The sequence below is a fragment of the Tenacibaculum sp. MAR_2009_124 genome (genome assembly GCF_900105455.1).
Lineage (GTDB): Bacteria > Bacteroidota > Bacteroidia > Flavobacteriales > Flavobacteriaceae > Polaribacter.
This window is the reverse complement of record NZ_FNSF01000001.1, coordinates 225897-245546: the sequence shown is the minus strand read 5'-3', so window position 1 is coordinate 245546 and position 19650 is coordinate 225897. Positions and strand designations below refer to the sequence as shown.

Below are 19650 nucleotides of genomic sequence, written 5' to 3'. Positions count from 1 at the left end.
GTATGGTTGGGAAAAATATTTATAAATTCAAATTTTACAAATAGAAAAAAGTTAGTTATTTTAATTTTGTTTGTTTTTACACTAAAGAACTCATTTTGAGTTTTTCTATTTCCTAAAAACGACTTAAACTCCCACCTATTTCGTTACTCTTTTCATTCGCAGACATGGCTATTACTTTCAAAAAGTGTCTCATCTAGTCAAATTTCAACTCATTTTTGGTTAAAACAAAAAGTTACGATGAATTCAGAAAGAGATGCTTATTTTTACAGGAAATCTTTGTTTTTGCTATGTTCAACTTTCAAGATGCCACTGCCCCTTCCCTAGCAGCCGAAAAAATGGCTAAAAAATACAAGACTAAAGGCTACGTTATGGATTTCTCATTGCGGAGTTTAGAATATGAAATCGATAAAATCATTTACGCTATTGAACATTATCAGGGTATAGAATCAGAGGAAATATTGAAAGCGGAATGCAGTGCTTACTTCGGAGTAACACTGTGCAGGGTATACGATATGAATTGTATTGGACAATATTTTGATGGAACTACAAGAACTGGCGTGAATTACTATAGCTATATCATCGAAAAAAATGGTTATCAATTTCATCCAGCGGGTATCTTCGAATATCGAATTCCTGGATATTATCAAAATTATGGTCTTTTTTACCGTTATTTACATTTTCGGCATTATGAACGAGGAAATAGAAGGTTTGTACAACCAGGAATTTTAGCTACCTTGGCTTCACTGTAATGATTAGAAAATAAAAACTATGAAAAATCTCAACTTGTTTCTACTAGTAATTTCTTTTATTAGCCTTAACACTTTCGCACAACAACAAACACTTCAAGAGTTCAAAAAAGAATGTGATGCCTCCGATTTACAATTTAAAATGCCAAAAGGTTTTAAACGAATTGACACCAAAGAAAATGGTGATTTATACTATTCATATGCTATTATTAACGAAGATGCTAGTATGGAGGTTCGCTACACCATCTGGTCATTAGAGCCTGCCTTGGAAGAATATAAAAAAACATTAAAGGATGAAAATGCCATGATGATTCCTGTGAATAACATCTACAAAGGGCGTGTACAAACAAATGTATTAAATATGACAGGTGGTGTGATGTACTCTATCGGAGCTTTTCATCCTAAAGCTGTTAAAAAAGAATTTCATGCCGATGCGGGTGGTTCTTGTTTTTTGGAGTTTAATAGTGAGTTTGGAAAGGGGTATACATACGGACAGTTCATCTACCTCCATAAAGATGATGTTGCAGATGTTATTGTTACTTTTATGAGCAACGATAAATCAAAACATTCTGATTTAATGATGCAGGCTTTTTATGCCTTAACCTTCAAAGAATAATATCGGTATGAAATCTACCGAAACCATCTCTAGAATTTTATTTTGGTCAGCCCTAATTACGTCTTGGGTGGTGTTTTCTGTATTTCCTTTTTTCTGGTTTATTCCGTTTGCTTTTTGGGTAATAAGTCTTGCTAGTTTGTGGATTCATAAATCCCGTTTAAAATGGTGGCTCATCGGACTTTCTGCATGGACAGTTCTTCCTTTTTTAAGTTTTTGCTTTGGGGTTAATGATTATACTCATGGAAAAGCCTTTCTTAGAACTGTTGGGCTTCCGGCTTTTGGTTTTGAAAATTTAAATAAGGAGTACAGAGTCCATACCTCATCTTCGGGTTGCCTAGTTACGGGAATAGAGCCATTTATAAACTACCCTAATAATGTTGCTGTTAAAGTTTGTACGAAACTGTTTGGATATCAGAAAGGTGTATATGGCGGTTTTTATCCGTCATTTGAGGAATCAAATGATTTAATCAATAAACATGGTAGAGAGTTTCCTTTCGTTGTTAAAAATGATACACTTGAAGTCACTCATGAAAATAGCGAATATAAATTATGGGTTTTTACTTTTAATCGAAATCACAAACTAAATCGTTTTAACACCAAAGCTAAAATAGTTTCGAGAAAGAATGAACTTATCATAGTGAGTACGGCTTCTGATAGTCTAAAAATAGTATATCTCATAGATAGTAAAACAGGAAAAAATTTCGCTAAATATGCCGTCGATGTAGAGGAGATATCTGTTTATTAACTGAACTGTATAAATAACTTGAAAAACTTAATTGTTAGTTCGAGTGAATTTAATTGAACCTTAGTGAGCGTAAAATTATATCGAGAGCTATTCCTAAAACGAACTGTCAAAAACTTCTCGAAACGAAATTACTCTTTGGCAGCACTCGTCAAAGACGAGCGCTAACAGGGGTGACTGAGGAATCTAGTTCAGGATAAAGTTTACCTCTTTACAGCAGCCTCTTTATTAACCGTCATAGACAGACAATCCAAAAATAAAACCGCAAGAATCATTAGAATTAAAAGCTGTCTGAGTGCAGCGAGTTCTTTTAATTTCGATTCGAGGATGATTAGTTTTGAGTGAAGTATGGTTAAGACTAGATTTTTTGCTTCTTTTTCATCAATGGAAAAAGAAAAGAAAGTTACATTATTATTTCTTTGAAATAAAAACCTCTATATAAATAACAATACTAAACTAAGGGTTAGCGATCGTCTTAGACGAGTGCCTACAATATCACACACTTATTCAAAACCAGTAATTCTCTAAACAAACCACACTTAGATTTACGTTTTCTTCTTGCTTTTTCAGATTTAAATTTTGTAGTGTATTAGTCTTTGAAAGCACTCGTCTAAGACGAGCGTTAGCCCTTGCTGACGATTACTTTATTAACCGTCATAGACAGACAATCCAAAAATAACACCGCAAGAATCGTGAAAATTAAAAGCTGTTTGAGCGACAGCGAGTTCTTTTAATTTCGATTCGAGGATGATTAGTTTTGAGTGAAGTATGGTTAAGACTAGATTTTTTGCTTCTTTTTCATCAATGGAAAAAGAAAAGAAAGTTACATTATTATTTCTTTGAAATAAAAACCTCTATATAAATAACAATACTAAACTAAGGGTTAGCGCTCGTCTTAGACGAGTGCCTACAATATCACACACTTATTCAAAACCAGTAATTCTCTAAACAAACCACACTCAAATTTACGTTTTCTTCTTACTCTTTCGGAATTAAATATTCCACTGCATTAGTATTTGACAGCACTCGATACAGTCAAGCAATAGCAGTAAAATAAAAACACGCTAAAACGCTGTTTTTTAAAACATAATGTGACCTTTTAAAAAATAATGTGTCATACTTAATGTAAACGAAAACGTTCTTATTTATTTCGAAATTAACTTTTAAACAGACATCAATTAACTGGTAACAAAGTAAATGAAACATAAAGTAAGCCTTATTAGATAGACAGAGGCCTCTAAAAAGAAACATTCACAAAATTAGCATCACTTGATTCTTCAAAAAACTTAATCCTTACATTATAGATTTGACTTACGACCCTTATCGTTTACAAATTACTTACACTACATCACATATTTTAATTAGGGCATCCATAAACGGATAACAGCACAAAATGAAACATAAAGTAAACCTCATCGGACAAACCGAGGTCACTAAAAAGAAACATTCATCATTGTTATTAATCAATAGGTTCCACCTTTAGTTAACACAAACTGTAAAAACACCACTGCTTGTTCCTGTAATTTTAACGAAACAATGTAACCACTATCGAAAGAGTAGAAATGACTAATACATGGGCTATAGATATAAAAAAGACGGTAACACTTTCGTTTACCGCCTTTATCGTTTTAATAAGCTGTTTATTATGTGCCGAATCAAGTATTTTGTAGTAACCGCTTTAAGAGTAATTCGACAAACCCTTAATTTTTATTTATACTTGATGACATAAAAACATTAACTTCTATTATTTAGAAATCACCATTTTTTGAGTGATTACTTCATTGTTTAAGAAGATTTTATATACATAAACCCCGTTTCTTAAGTCTGAGATATTTTCTCTAATTACTTCTTTACCATTTAAAGTTCTTGGATTCATAATAGTTTTCACCAATTGCCCAGATAAGCTGTATAATTCAATTTTACCAGTAACTTCTTCTTCAGTATTGATTTGTATGTTTACAAAATCTTTCACTAAAGTTTGAGGCTTTATTTCATTTAATGCCGATCTTCCAGGGGTTTGAGGACAGTCTGAATCAAAACTCCAGTCACCTGAACTACTTGGATTCGTTCCTTTTGTCCACCAATTGGCAGCATAAATTTTCTCCATATAATAAGCTTTATCTCCGCTATTATAAACTCTATCGGCTCTGTACGCTTCTACTCCACAGAAAGTAACAACACCTCCACATGGTCTAAGATATTGCCAAACACCGCTTTTACCTGGCTCTTCTCCAGCAGATGCATACCACTTGTTTTTATATACATCTCCATTATGAGAAACTTCTGTTCCAGCTTTTGCATAGGTTTTTGGCTCCCAAGCAGGAATGTTATCACATCCACCTGTAGACTTTTCTTTTATTGTAAAGGAAACCGTAGTTGTTGTAACTTCTCCTTGGTTATCTGTAGCAACTACTTTGAAATTAAAATTCCCAAAAGCTTGTGGTGTCCAACTAGAAGAATATACATCCGCGCCTGCTGAAGTTACCACTCCTTGTGATGCATTATTAATAAAAAACTCAACTGAACCTACTGAGTTGTCATCTGTAACGGTTGCTTGTAAAGTTATCGCAGCCAAAGCAGTTTGCTCAATAATACTTCCATCTAATGGTTTAACATTTGAAATTACTGGAGCTGGATTTGTGGTGTTTTTTTCCTTTACAGTAATTCTAATTGTTTTTGTAGTGATTGCATTTTTATCATCCGTAGCTTCTGCTGTTAGTGCATATTCTCCGAAACTTGCAGGGTTAAAACTTGCCGTATAATCGTTTCCTGTTTTAGTAGCTGTAATTACATTTACTCCTTCTTTAAAGACGAATGTAGTTACTGTTCCATCATTATCAGTAGCGGTAGCTTTTAAAGCAACTGCACCCAAAACGTCTTGCTCAATTACAAGATTGTCTGTTGGTGTTTGCCAAGTAACTACAGGAGCTTGATTTGATGTACTTTTTTCCTTTACAGTAATTCTAATTACTTTCGTGGTAATTGCACTTTTATTATCTGTAGCTTCTGCTGTTAATACATACTCTCCAAAACTTGTAGGTGTAAAACTTGCTGTATAATCGTTTCCATTTTTGGTAGCCGTAATTACATTAGCTCCTTCTTTAAAACTGAAAGCGGTTACCGTTCCATCACTATCAGTAGCGGTAGCTTTTAAAGCAACTGCTCCTAAAACATCTTGCTCAATTACAAGATTATCTGTTGGTGTTTGCCAAGTAACTACAGGAGCTTGATTTACTGGTGTATTGTTTCCTGCTGCTTCGTTAATTGCTTTTAAAATACTTGATGAAGAATTATAAGCAACATCTTGCGTTAATTCCCAAATAATAACACCTTGGTGTCCGAAGTTCTTTGTATATTTTATTTTCTCACCTGCTTGTTTAGGTGTATCGAAATAAATATTTTTTCCGTTTTGATCAACATGCCCATTTAACTTTTTAGGATCTTTTTGATCATAACTAGTTGCTGCATTCGGGAATTCAGCAATAATATCTCTATATGGAACAAATTTCGCTCCGTTTCCTCCTCCTGGTTTCTTTTCAGAAAAATCATATCCATACATTGGAACTCCAATCGCTAATTTCGCTTTCTTAACCCCAAATCCTCCTGCGTGATTCCATGTAGCTGGAGCAATTCCTAACCAATACTCTAACGCATCTTGGGCTGAGTAAATTGGATTATCAGCATTTTGTTTTGGATATGTATTCAAAGGAAGCTTATGTAATGAAGAATGCGGTCCAATTGGTGACTTATCCCAAGACCCTGTAAAATCATAGGTCATTAATCCGATCCAGTCCATGTATTGTGCTACATCCGCATCGTAATTATTACCATACCAAGAAGTACCGAAAACCGCAGCTGTAATTAATTTATTTGGCATTTTCTGTCTAAGCTTTTTACTTAAATTTGTCATACCTATTGCCGCTGGGTGAGGCCCTTGATCTCTATCTCCCCATTTACTTCCTCTAACTCTTCCTCCTTGATCTGAAGTTCCTGCAATCGCTGGATCAGCCCACCAACATTCTAAATCTAAATCAATACCATCTATTTTACGTGCATTGATATAGTTTACCAATAAATTAGCAATTTCTTCTAATTTTTGATCATTGTTGTAGTACTTGGTCATTAACCATAAAAACGCATAGTCAGTTGCCCCACCAAGAGCTACCGATACCTTTACATTTTTAGCTTTTGCTTTTTCAAGAACTCTACAATCAGTTAATACAGAATCTACTTTTCTCAATTGAAAATCATCAAAAGCAATAGATCCGAAGTCAGCACTATTGTAATCATTGTTATTTCGCTTAAACATTAAAAACGAAACGTTAATATTAGTAACGACTTCTGGATTAAAGTTGTTTTTAATGTCGTAATCAGGAATCCAAGTTGGTAAATATCCTATAATACGCTGTGGCCCCGGATAGTCAGCTCCTAAGCCTCCATCTCCACAAGCTCCAACACTTTGCCAAGAAGCATCACCTGGTGCTGCGGTTGTATAATACTTTGCAGTATAGTTAATTCCGTTTAAGGAAGCTTTTTCTCCCTGACGGTATACCTTCCCTGTTTCATGCGCTGGATAGCAAGCAGGGAATTGATATTGAGCGTACATACATGCGCTCAAAAATAAAACTAGTAAGAATACTATTTTTTTCATAATAAAAAATTTGAAGGGTTATGCTATTCCAAACTTGCATTATGTTTTAGAAGTTATGACTCTAAGAAACTGCTTAAAAACAATGTCCTTTTTTCTTTATTTGATAGTACCATAGCTACTACGTATACCACCAAAGAAGCACCTGTTTAAAATGATTACTTAAAATCATATTACAGTTCTAATACACAATGCAAGTAATACCAATTAAATCTTAAAATGACATTTTAACATTCAATTGGTATCCTAAAATAACTTAGTTTAGTTTTTGATAATTTTTTTGGTTTCTATGTTTCCGTTAGAATGAATACTATAGATATACACACCTTTCTTTAACCCCGAAAGATCTCTTGTAAATACTTTTGTTCCTTGTTCAACATTTGTATTTAAAAGTGTTTGCAATAAGTTACCTGAAGTATCTCGTAATTCAATCTTAACTTTTGCTTTTAATGATGTGCTTATAGTTACGTTAATTTCGTCTGAAACTATTGTAGGATATATATTTGCTTTAAGAGTAGACGTAGAAGATTCTAGACAGTCTTGAACATATGCCCATTCATTACTATTATTAGGAGTGCTACCGCGTGTCCACCATTTGGCTCTATATATTTTCTTACTGTAATATACTTTATCACCTGTGTTATACACTTTAGTTGCTATCCATTCAGGAGAACCACAATACAATTTTGTTCCTCCACATGGTTGAATATACTCCCAAACACCACTGGCTCCAGGAACATCTGTACTAGAGGCATACCACTTATTTTTATAAATAACTCCATTATAGGTAACCTTAGTTCCTGATGCTGCATAAATTTTAGCCTCCCAAGCAGGAATTCCATCACATGCACCTCCAGATACTTTCTTTTTAATGGTAAATGAAACTGTTTTATTTGAAGAAGCTCCTTCATCATCAGTAGCCACTATTTTAAATGAATAATTTCCAAATGCCGAAGGTGTCCAAGTAGCTGTATATAATCCTGTTGCAGTACTGTTAGCAGTTACTGCAGTATTATCTATAGAAAAAGCTACGTTTTGTACTGCCGAATTATCTGTAATTGATGCTTTTAACTGGATTGCTGTTAATGCAGTTTGCTCAATAATGCTTCCATTTTGTGGCTGAACATTAGCTATTACAGGAGCTGGATTTGTTGTACTTTTCTCCTTTACAATAATTCTAATTGTCTTAGTAGTAATTGCATTTTTATCGTCTGTTGCTTCGCCCGTTAATGCATATTCTCCGAAACTTGCAGGATTAAAACTTGCTGTATAGTTATTTCCTGTTTTGGTAGCCGTTATTACATTTGCTCCTTCTTTAAAACTGAATGAACTTACTATTCCATCACTATCAGTAGCGGTAGCTTTTAAAGCAACTGCCCCCAAAACGTCTTGCTCAATTACAAGGTTATCTGTTGGTGTTTGCCAAGTAACTACAGGGGCTTCGTTTGATATAGTTTTTTGCTTTACAGTAAAACTTACCTCCTTACGAGTTACTTTTCCGTCATTATCTTCGGCTACTGCTTCTAATGTATAAGCTCCAAAAGCAGTTGGTGTAAACTCTCCTGAATAAGTATTTCCAGACTTCGTTGCTGCAATTGTAGTACCGTTATACGCATAAGAAAACGATGTTACGGTACCGTCGTTATCCGTTGCATTTGCTGTTAATGTGATTGGTGACAATACTAGAGTTTCAAAAACTTGTCCTTGAGTTGGCGCTTGCCAACTTACCACAGGAGGAGTTCCTATAACTACACCACAATCTTTAATTTTTTCCCAAACACCATCAACTCCAGGTGTTGTTCCTATACCTGCATACCATTTATTTCTGTAAACAGCGTTATTGTAGGTTACATAGTTGTTTGGTTTATCATAAATTTTTGTCGATCTCCAGGCTGGAATATGAGTACAGTCTATATTCACCCCATCCCAAATAACTACTTTAATTGTGTTAGAAGCTGTAAGTCCATTTTCGAAAGTAGCGTTTGCAACTAAATTTACAGCTCCATAAGCCTCAGGTGTCCAAGAAAACGTAGTTCCTGAAAACGTTTTAGTTCCGATGGTAGTTGTAAGTGTTTTTAATACCGAATTCTTTTGATCAACACTTATACTCACTCCTACAGCAGAAAATGTAGTTTGTTTTATTAATTGATCATTAATTGGTGTAACAAAAGTAATTGCTGGTTTTTGTGCACATGGCTCTGCTGTTAAATCAGAAGAATCTCCTCCATACTTCGCCATGTCTTTACATCCGCAATCAGACAAATCATTCACACCATCCATATCAGTACCAATATTATAGATACTTGCGAATCTTTCATAATAACCGATTCTGTCTAATACTTGAGGCTTTTCAGTTCCTTGTCCGCACTCAACACCACCATTAATAATATTAACCGTCATTCCTAATCCAGGAACTCTATTTTTAGTTTTATCAAGCTCATTTGGAGTCCACTTTCTTACCATTACATTATGAGCAGAAGGTTTTGGGTACTGTGGAGTCATCCAGAACCATATAGCCGTTTGAAATGCTAATGCTGCATCTTGAATCACTAAATCCGGGTTATCTAATAAAACTTGTTTATCTCCGAAAATAAATTCACTTGCTGGACCGTAGTTATAATTATAAGAAAGCTGTATTGGCCCTCTTCCTTTATACGATTTCCCTGGCGTTGGAGGATAATTCGTGTCAGGATATGCATACGATGCATTTGTTGGTTCTTCTCTAAAATGAAGTCCCCAAGAAAACCTTCCACCTGGAGCGGTATCCCAACCACCAGTAGTTTCATGAGAGATATTCGCAAAAAATGCCATAAGTTCTCTCTTACGAGTTTCTAAATCGCCTTCATTTAAAAAAGCACCATAATCTACTTCTTCAGTAATAATTTCTTTATCTGCATTTCTTGGTGCATCAAAATCAACATCAGTTCTAATAATACTCGTTGCTCCAGTTACTTTATCAATTCTTGTAATTTTGTAAGCATTTGTACCACACCTTCTATCAAATACAACCTTAATTTTATCCATTCTATTAATGGCTTCAATAAATGATTCGTAGGTGTAAAAATCGTCTTTTGGGTCTAGTACCCATACACCTCCACCAGTATCTTTAGCACCAAATCTGTATGGAAATAAAGTGTTCCATTGTTCTTTAGAAACTAAAGGGTGGGTTTGAGTAGTTTGTTCGTAATTTTTTAATTCAATTTTGTCACTTTTGAAGTTGACATTCGATTTCGTAGTTACGAAATCGATAGAGTTTGCGTTCATGGTAAAAACTGAGAAAAGAAATACCATTATGAACCGCACACAAATTGTTCGTTTCATTTTATAAATTTTAGAGGGTTTTTGTTGTTTGCCAGTTTGTTAACCTTAATTTACCACACTATAAATAAAAGAAAACGAACTTAACAACTTTCAAATTCAGATTAGTTTCAAGGTTTGACAAACTTTTTAGATCAATAGCACGAAAAACACCCTAAAATGCAACTCTCTTAAAATTAAAAACTTAAAAACAAGGATTAAAGGTTTTTAAGTTTTTAAAAATAAAAGGGTGCCTTTTCAGGCACCCTTCTACATATTGACTACAATTATAACTTATTGAATTACTACTTTTTTAGTAAACGGCTTTAAGTCATTTTGAATTTTTAAGATATAGACTCCTTTTTTCAAAGAAGTTACATCAACTGAACCTTCACTTACAATTCCTCGATTGATTGATACACCACTCAAGTTAAAGATATCGTAAGGTGCATTCTCATAAGCACTTGGTACTATAACTACTTGCTGAGATTCAACTCCATTTAAAACAACATCAATGGTTCCTCTAGGAGTATCTAACGTAGTTAAATCCCAAGAAGAATACATTTTTCCTAACTCATTTTCTGAAATTACTCTCCAGAATAAAAATGGTGTTTCTATGTTCTCAAACTTATAGCTATTTCCTAATAATGGTCCAAATTCTTTAATAGTTACACCATCATAACTTGAGACATAATAATGATCTGTATTTCTTGTACTTCTCCATCCTGCTTCAAATGAATCTGCAGTTATATTTATAGCTTTTAAACCACTTGGTCTCTCTGGAAATTGTTTATGTAATGTCCATACTATTATTGGCTGACTCAATTCAGAAGTATTTCCTTCGAAGTCGGTAGCACTTACTTGATAGATATGCTGGGTAAATGGTTCTAACCCATCAACAACAATGTTTGCACGACCCGTTTGACCAATACTTACATTTCTTTCTCCTACCTTTTCGAAAACTTCGTAGTAAGAAACTCCTGTATTGTCAGTTGAAGCATCCCATACTAAATCTAAGCCTGAAGATGTAATAAATTCTGCTCTCAGATTCGTAGGTACAGTTGGCGCTACCGTATCAGGATCTCCTTTTACTGATAATGCCTCAGATTCACTTGGTAAAGACATCACACCCTCAGTACCTACGGCAACTACAGTTACCCAATAATTTCTATATGGATCTAAGCTTGTTATGGTAATTTCTGTGGTTTCTGAAGTTCCTACTTTTCTACTTCCACCCCAAAAATCTTCGAAATAATACCATGAATCTTGCACATAAACATCATAATGAGAAATGGCTACATTTCCTCTTGGAGCATCCCATCGAAGTACAACATTTGAATAAATATCATCTACAACTACAATATTAGCTGGAGAATTTGGCTGTTTATCATTCACTCCTTCTAAAATAAATCCTACGTCATTACTTTGATCTGACTTACTATCATCAATACCAACAGCTTTAACATACACATAGAACCAAGTTCCTGATGGTAAATTATTAACTACAAATTGTGTTTCTGTAGTTGTTCCAATTAAACCTAATTGATTATCATATATCTCATAAGCTTTTACTTCTTCTGGTCCTGTTGGTGCATTCCAGTTTAAAGTAATAGTTGTTCCTGTGTTGTTTGACGACACTAAGTTTTGAGGTGCATTTGGCATAAACGCACTTTGAGTATTAAAGTTAGCTATAACAGATGGCTCCGATTTATTTCCAGCAAAATCAACAGCCTTTACATAAAGATTGTACTCAGTAGACGCAGTTAACACTTCAATATTATAATAACTTTCAGGTCCAGGTGTTCTATCTAACAATACATCTTCTCTTCCAGTTTGACTATAAATTTCGTAATGAGAAACTCCAGAATTATCTGTTGAATCTCCCCAGCTTAAGTAAGCAGAAGTTTTCTTAACGTCATATGCATAAAAGTACGTTGGTGCTGTTGGCGCCTCTATGTCTGCCCATGTAAACTTAAGTACGGCACTAAACTCTGAAGACGCGCTATTGCAAGTACTTCTTACTTTCGCCTCGTATTCAACTCCCGCTTGAATTTCGGTAATATCAAACAACATTGTACTTACTCCAGTATCCTTTGATATCCATTCTCTATCTCCTACTTTTCTATAAGCAACCTCATAGTCTTCAAGCTTCTTCTCAGCAGTCCAAGTAAGATAAATTCCTTCATCAGTAATTTCTGCGTTCAATGCCGTTGGAATGTTAAGAGCACAAGAAGTTCTGTTTCCATTAGGGATTGGCGACTTCCAAATACCTCTACCATAAGTTCCTGCAATAATAGTGTTATCTTCAACACTTATTTCAATATCGAAAACTGGCACATTAGGTAAGTTGTTATTATATGCCGACCAAACATTACTCGCATCTTTATAAAAAATTCCATATTGAGTTCCTACATAAAGATTATCAGAATAAGGCTGGTGCTTTATAACATGAATGTCAGCTGGTAATTCAGAAGAAGTACTAACTAATACTGGCTGCTCGGTACTAATATCTCCCAAAGTGCTTCTTGAGTATAATCCATTCCAAGAAATAAACCAGATTTTATTACTATTATCTTCACTTACCTCAATAAAACGAACATACCCTCCGTTAGCATTATCATAAAATAATTGAAAACTTTTTCCTGCATCGATACTCTTATAGATATTACCTCCTTGTAATACAAAAATAACTTCGTCATTATTATCATCGATAATAACCTGATCAATAGCGCCTCCAAAATCATGTAACTTTTCGAATGATCTTGTTTTAATGTCAAACTTATATAGTGCATTGTAACCTACATACATTTCATCTTTTGAATTGATGTCAGCTGCAACTATCCATCGCCCATTTTCAGGTCCATTAACCCAATTGGTATAATTATCAATATCTCGTTTATAACACAAGTAATTTCCATTTTGAATTAAACCATACTTTAATCCCGTATCAATAGCACCAAAAGCACACTCCATACCATCGGCACCGTGCCATTGCTCCCATGCTCCATTGATAAAAAACTGTCCTCCATTATCTTGAGTTCCTCCTATGATATCCGCTACATTGGTTCCTTTGAAATCACCAATATTAATTTTATAATATTGCCCAATATCTAGTTGTTTTGAATGATCTTTAAAAGTATCATTCACATCATATGTAATGAATCCACCGTCGTTTCCACAGAAAAGAACACCGTCTGTATATCTTAAAAAGTGTACATCAGAATGACCATATCTAATATGTTGGAAAGTTAACCCTCCATCGATTGATGAAAATCCTGACACCTCTCCAATCGCTAATTTTTCAGGATCAATGTCTGACACTCCTAATGCTAAATTATACCATGTTTGCTTTACAGACATGAAACCTCTATTCACCTCTCTAAAGCTTTCTCCAGCATCATTTGAACGGTAAAAAATACCACCTTTAAAACCATTTGGACTTTGGTCTACGTTTTTTGATACTAATACATATACGTTTTCTGGAGCCGCAGGTGTTACATCAATAACTGTTCTTGGTACATATCCACTTAATCCTAAAAACTTTTTTGTAAAGCTTGTACCTCCATCTACTGATTTATAAAAACTAAATCCATCATTATCGTTAGCAATTATATAAAGAACATTAGGATCGTTAGGCTTTAATCTTAAATCTTCAATATTGCCTTCAAATATTCTATTCCAAGTCTTCCCTGCATCAATCGATTTGTACAACCCCTCACTTGTTGCTACCCATAAAATATTTGAGTTTCTTGGGTGAATGTAAATTTCGTGGGCATCATTGTAATCTCCTATAGCAGGCGTAAATGTAGCTGAAGTATCCCAAGTTCTTCCTCCGTCGGTAGATTTAAAAACTCCAAGTCCATAGTTCCTCCAGTGATCATCATCTCCTGAAGCAATATAAATAATATTCGAATCGTTCGGATCAATGGCAATACCAGAAACTCCAATTTCTGGTAACTGGTCCGTTAAAGGCTCCCAAGAAGTTCCTTTATCAGTTGACTTCCATAAACCTCCAGATGGCGCTCCTACATAATACGTATTCGGATTGTTAGGATCTACCATAGCAACATTAACACGTCCTTGCCCTGTCTCTTTTGTCATTGGTCCTGTTGAGGTCCAATTACTGATATTAGAAGAATTCCCAAATCTTCTCTCTTCTCTTAGAGCATTATCCCATAGTTGCTTTCCACTAGGGATTGTTCCATCGGGCAATAAGATAGACTCCATATAGTGTTCCCATCTTTTAAATGGTTTGTAACCAGAACCTTTTACCGTATGATCTTTATCCTTCCAATAATCATTGAAAGCCGCAGATATTTGACCAAGTGTTAACTTGTCATTGGCAGATCTTTGCAATGATCTACCTGTAGATTCTTGATTGTTTAAATTTTTCATCCATGGTGCATCAGGATTGTACTGCCCCATGACATAGCTACTAATTGATAGTAGCGCTACTAGTAATAGTTTTTTCATTTTGATTAATTTAAATAAATAGATATCCCATTACCCGTTTCAAAATTCATTTTTATAATGGTCATGAATTTTAAAAAGGTTCAACTTTTTCCAAATAAAAAACACTTAAGAACTATTTACAGGCTCTTAATTAGTTTCTGTTTCGATTGATTAATTACTACTTCTACTGATTATTTTAGTTTAGTTTACTAATTTTAGTATTAATAGTAGTTAACGGAATCTTCAATCCAGTAAAATTTAGCTTTTCCTTATGGTTATTTGAATTTTAATGCTCACATCTTGCGGCATTTCATCTTGTAGTTCATTATTTAAGTAGTAAGTTGCTTGGTTATGGTTGTTTGTAATAGGTGTTTCTATAAGGTATACTTAAGATTATTTATTTTTATGTTAAGTATGGTTATTAGAATAACATTTATATTTCCCTTAAATACAAATGTTTTAATTTTACTAAGTTGTTTGGTTATTTTTTATTTCATTTTTCTATTCAAAAAAGAATATTTATTTATTTTTAATTTAAGATACCAACACCATGTATACCTAGTGTTATAATACTATATCAAAGGTAAACATTTCACTTAAGACCTTTAATAAATTCACCTACTAAAACCGTAGGGTATTGTATTTTTATTCTTTTGAAATTTTCACTTAAAAAACCTTTAAAACTATTTAATAAAATAACATCATAACAATAGTATTTCAATAATATTAAGCATTATTCTAACTTTATCTCACAGTCAAAATTACGTCTTATTCCAAAAATGTAAGTTCAGGGTCAATTTCAAGTCTTTTTTTCAGCAAAAACTAGAAAAAATTCGCCCACTCTCTAAAAAAAAAAGGTTGCCTAATAGGCAACCTTCATAATTTAAAATAACAATAACTTACTCAATTACCACCTTTCTTGTAAATGGTTTTAAGTCATTATCGATTTTCAATATATAAACTCCTTTTTTAAGGTTCATCACATTAACCTCTCCTTCTTTTACTACGCCGCTCCTTATTAAAATTCCGTTTAAGCTAAATAAATTATAGGTAGCGTTCTCATATGCACGAGATACAACTACTGCTTGTTGAGATTCATTTCCGTTTAAAACAATGTTAATAGTACTCTCTCTTGTGCCTAACGAGGTTAATTCCCAAGAAGAATACATCCTTCCCAAACCATTTTCAGCAATTACACGCCAGAATAAATATGGAGTACCTATATTTTCAAAAACATAGTTAGCACTTCTGAGTGGACCGAACTCTTTTATATTGACACCATCAAAACTTGAAACATAATAATGATCTGTATTTTTAGTTGTTCTCCAAGATGCATCAAATGAACTTTCTGTAACACTTCTTACTCCAAGTCCATGAGGTCTTTCTGGAAACTGTTCATGTAAGGTCCAAACTATAAGATGCTTGCTCAGTTCGGAGGTATTGCCTTCAAAATCTGTTGCGCTAACTTTATAAATATGTTGAGAAAATGGCACTAATCTTTCTAATCTCATAGTAGTTTCTCCTACTTGTCCAAGACTCACATTTCTTCCATCTACTTTCTCAAAAACTTCGTAGTATGCCACACCTACGTCATCCATTGAGCGATCCCAAACCAACTCTAAGCTCGATGCTTCAATATGAAGTGCATTTAAGTTTTCAGGAATACTCGGTGATGTTCTATCTCTATCTCTTTGAACAGAAACTTCAAAATTTTCACTAGGAATAGACATTGCCCCATCTTCACTAAAAGCAATAATATTCCCCCAATACAACCTTCCTGGTGCCAAGTCTGTTATAGTTACTTCAGTAGTTTGAGAAGAATATTCTTTTTTACCTCCTCCATTAAAATCTTCCAAATAATAATCTCCCCATAAATATATTTTATAATGAGATATTGCCACATTTCCTCTTGGAACCTTCCATTGCAGAACAACATTTGTATGTACATCATTTGCCACAACGATATCAACCGGAGGGTTTGGTTGGCGATCATTAACTCCCTCTAAAACAAAACCAAATTCATTACTTTTATCTGATTTTACGTTTTCTATTCCCACTCCTACGACATACACTAAAAACCTGTAATTGGTTGGTAACTTATCTAATAAAAGTTGTGTATCAGTAGTTGTTCCTATTAATCCATATTGGTAATCGTATACCTCATACTTTTTTACTTCTTCAGGTCCTCTCGGGGCGTCCCATTTTAAAACAACTTGAGTTCCAGTATTATTTATTGCAGTTAAATTCTGAGGAGCATCAGGCATAAACCTACTCATAGTCGAAAATTTCACAATTTCTGAAGGTTCTGATCTGTTTCCATTCAAATCAACTGCTACCACATAAATATTATACTCAGTAGATGCCGTTAAAACCTCTGTTGTAAAGTAGCTTTCTGTTCCTCGTGTTCTATCCAACAATAACGACTCTCTTCCAATTTGATTATAAATTTCGTAATGAGAAATTCCGGAATTATCCGATGAATCTCCCCAACTTAAATCTACTGATCTTTTTTTAATATTAAAGGCAGATAAAAAATAAGGGACTGTTGGAGGTTCAGAATCTAACCATGTAAACTTTACTACTTCACTATAATTTGAATACACCCCATTACAAGTACTTCTAACTTTTGCTTCATATTCAACCCCCGCTTGAAACTCTGTATTTCGAAGTAAAACTTTATTAACTCCAGTTGGTTTTGTAATCCACTCTCGATCATTCACTTTTCTATAGGCCACTTCATAATCTTCTAATTTCTGCTCTCCATTCCAATTCACTAAAGCCCCTTCACTTATCAATACAGCATTTAATCTGCTTGGAACATCAAGAGCACATGAAACTCTATTCCCATCAGGAATTGGAGATTTCCATACTCCCCTTCCATAAGTTCCAGCGACTATAATTTTATCTTCACTACTAATTTCTATATCTCTAATAGGTACATTAGGTAAATTATTATCATATCGCTCCCAACGATTATCACCATTTTTATAGAATAAACCATAAACAGTACCTGCATATAAAATATTTGAATAAGGTTGGTGTTTAATTACATTAATTCCTCTTGGAAGGTCATTTGAAACTAGAGTTATGGTGTTATTAGCGGTTTGTTCTATAGAATTAGCACCATGCAATTCCATTACTCCTCTAAGATTTTCCGTTACAAACCATATTTGATTGCTATTATCTTGACTCAATTCGATATTGAAAACTGAACCGTCTCTTTTAACATAATAAGAAGAAAAAGTTTTTCCAGCGTCAATACTTTTATAAATTTTTCCGTCATCGCATAACACAAAAATCATATTATCATTATTATCATTGATAATAATTCTTTGTATATCAATTCCAAAGTTATGCAGTTTTATAAAGGTATTATTTTCCATGTCTGCCTTATATAATGCTTTATAGCCAACATACATTTCATCTTTTGAGTTGATATCTGAAGCCACAACCCACTCAGTATATTTTTCTTCATTTGGTTTTACAATGGATGAATATGATTGTCCAAAATCATTACTCATAAATAACATTTCTCCATGTTGCTTTAAACCATATAACAACCCTTCATTTAAAGATCCAATCGCGCAATCCATTCCGTCAGAATGATGCCAATGTTTCCAAGAATTATTTTGAAAGAACTGTCCTCCGTTGTCTTGAGTTCCACCGATGACCATGTTAGTATCCGAACTGTTTAAATCAGCAATATTAATCTTATAATATTGTCCGATATTTAATCCTTTTGAATGATCTTTAAAAGTATTTCTTTCATCAATCGTTACGAAGCCTCCATCATTTCCGCAGAATAACACTCCCTTATAATACCTAAGAAAATGAACATCTGCATGACCATACCATGTGCCTAAAAATGTACGTCCTCCATCTGTAGATATACTACCAAATATAGATCCTATTGCTATATGTTCAGGATTGGTATCCGAAACCGCCAACGACCAATCATACCATGCTTGTTTGATACTCAACAAGCTTCTATTTAATTCTATAAACGAATTCCCTTCATTTTCAGATTTATACAAAACGCCTCCACTCTGAGAACCCGCATTTGTTTCTGTTGCCACAAGAACATATAAATTTTCAGGAGCCATTGGTGTAACATCGATAACCAATCTATCTAAGCTTCTTCCTATATTTGAGGATTTATCAACAAATGTTCTCCCTCCATCTATAGACTTAAAAAATTTATTATCTCCACTATTTCCGCCAACCGCATAAATTACATCTGGATTGTTCGGTTTTAACTTTAAATCTCTAATCCATCCTTCTAAAATTAGATTCCAACTTTTTCCGGCGTCAGTAGTTTTATATAATCCTTGTGATGTAGCATTCCATAAAATATTTGAATTGTTAGGATGCATGTACAATTCACCACCTCTTCCATATTCTCCAATATCGGGAGTATATATTGCATTTGTATTCCATGTTCTTCCCCCATCAATAGTTTTAAATACACCTAATCCGTATGAATCAGCGTTATCGTCATCTCCTGTTGATATATATATGATATTTGAATCGTTAGGATCAATTACAATACCCGAAACACCTATGGCTGGTAGTTTATCAGTAAGTGGTTGCCATGTTGTTCCTTTATCATCTGACTTCCAAAGTCCACCAGCAGGAGCTCCTACATAGTATATATCTGAATTATTGGGATCAACAATAGCCACATTTATCCTTCCTTGACCCGTTCTTTCAGTCATTGGCCCAGTACTTGTCCAATTACTAATATTACTGGTGCTACCAAACTTCTGATGCTCTTCTATATTTGTATCGAATAAGTATTTTGCCGAAGGTATGGTTCCATCAGGTAACAACATAGATTTTACGTTATACTCCCATCTTTTAAAGGGCTTATAACCAACACCTTTCTCCGTATAATCTTTATCTTTCCAATAATCATTAAAAGCAGCGGAAATTTCCGATAAGGTAATTTTGTTATTTGCCCTTTGTAAAGATCGATTTTCACGATTGTCTAAGTTTTTCATCCATGGTGCATCAGAATTATACTGTCCCATGACATAACCACTAATTAATAGCAGTCCTAATAATAGTTTTTTCATTTTGATTAATTTAAATAACAAGAGCTTTATTCCCTTTTTTAAGCTCTATAATATTGATTTTTTTTACTAAAGAT

The 19650-nt window shown here is 34.0% G+C and carries 7 protein-coding genes; 3 read left to right on the top strand and 4 right to left on the bottom strand.

Features of this window, described 5'->3' with window-relative positions:
• Positions 1 to 287: 287 nt before the first annotated feature.
• The 3 genes from BLW23_RS00385 to BLW23_RS00375 are packed head-to-tail and all read left to right on the top strand — an operon-like array spanning position 288 to position 2107.
• Positions 288 to 749, top strand: a complete 462-nt coding sequence (locus tag BLW23_RS00385; protein ID WP_093667277.1) for a hypothetical protein — start codon at positions 288 to 290, stop codon at positions 747 to 749.
• A 19-nt stretch (positions 750 to 768) separates the two neighbouring features.
• The gene (locus tag BLW23_RS00380) at positions 769 to 1362 is read left to right on the top strand and encodes a hypothetical protein (RefSeq protein WP_093667276.1); all 594 of its coding nucleotides are present in this window, start codon (positions 769 to 771) and stop codon (positions 1360 to 1362) included.
• Between the two features lie 7 nt (positions 1363 to 1369).
• Positions 1370 to 2107, top strand: coding sequence for a hypothetical protein (locus BLW23_RS00375; protein WP_093667275.1), 738 nt, complete (start codon positions 1370 to 1372; stop codon positions 2105 to 2107).
• Positions 2108 to 3848: 1741 nt separating this feature from the next.
• On the opposite strand, the gene BLW23_RS00370 is transcribed toward BLW23_RS00375, so the two are convergent.
• The 4 genes from BLW23_RS00370 to BLW23_RS00355 all read right to left on the bottom strand — a co-directional run bounded on the left by BLW23_RS00370 (position 3849) and on the right by BLW23_RS00355 (position 19576).
• Entirely contained in the window at positions 3849 to 6755 is a 2907-nt protein-coding gene (locus BLW23_RS00370) for a glycosyl hydrolase family 18 protein (protein ID WP_093667274.1), read from the bottom strand.
• A 258-nt stretch (positions 6756 to 7013) separates the two neighbouring features.
• Positions 7014 to 10073, bottom strand: coding sequence for a glycoside hydrolase family 19 protein (locus BLW23_RS00365; protein WP_143032064.1), 3060 nt, complete (start codon positions 10071 to 10073; stop codon positions 7014 to 7016).
• Positions 10074 to 10343: 270 nt separating this feature from the next.
• The gene (locus BLW23_RS00360) at positions 10344 to 14522 is read right to left on the bottom strand and encodes a fibronectin type III domain-containing protein (protein WP_093667272.1); all 4179 of its coding nucleotides are present in this window, start codon (positions 14520 to 14522) and stop codon (positions 10344 to 10346) included.
• An 878-nt stretch (positions 14523 to 15400) separates the two neighbouring features.
• Positions 15401 to 19576 carry a fibronectin type III domain-containing protein gene (locus BLW23_RS00355; protein ID WP_093667271.1) on the bottom strand — a complete coding sequence of 1392 codons (4176 nt, stop codon included), beginning with the start codon at positions 19574 to 19576 and terminating at the stop codon, positions 15401 to 15403.
• Positions 19577 to 19650 lie beyond the last annotated feature (74 nt).

What these genes read in the sequence shown, in the direction of transcription:
- BLW23_RS00375 (WP_093667275.1), top strand. Translation starts at nt 1,370, where the DNA reads ATGAAATCTACCGAAACCATCTCTAGAATTTTATTTTGGTCAGCCCTA.
- BLW23_RS00360 (WP_093667272.1), bottom strand. Translation starts at nt 14,522, where the DNA reads ATGAAAAAACTATTACTAGTAGCGCTACTATCAATTAGTAGCTATGTC.
- BLW23_RS00385 (WP_093667277.1), top strand. Translation starts at nt 288, where the DNA reads ATGTTCAACTTTCAAGATGCCACTGCCCCTTCCCTAGCAGCCGAAAAA.
- BLW23_RS00365 (WP_143032064.1), bottom strand. Translation starts at nt 10,073, where the DNA reads ATGAAACGAACAATTTGTGTGCGGTTCATAATGGTATTTCTTTTCTCA.
- BLW23_RS00370 (WP_093667274.1), bottom strand. Translation starts at nt 6,755, where the DNA reads ATGAAAAAAATAGTATTCTTACTAGTTTTATTTTTGAGCGCATGTATG.
- BLW23_RS00355 (WP_093667271.1), bottom strand. Translation starts at nt 19,576, where the DNA reads ATGAAAAAACTATTATTAGGACTGCTATTAATTAGTGGTTATGTCATG.
- BLW23_RS00380 (WP_093667276.1), top strand. Translation starts at nt 769, where the DNA reads ATGAAAAATCTCAACTTGTTTCTACTAGTAATTTCTTTTATTAGCCTT.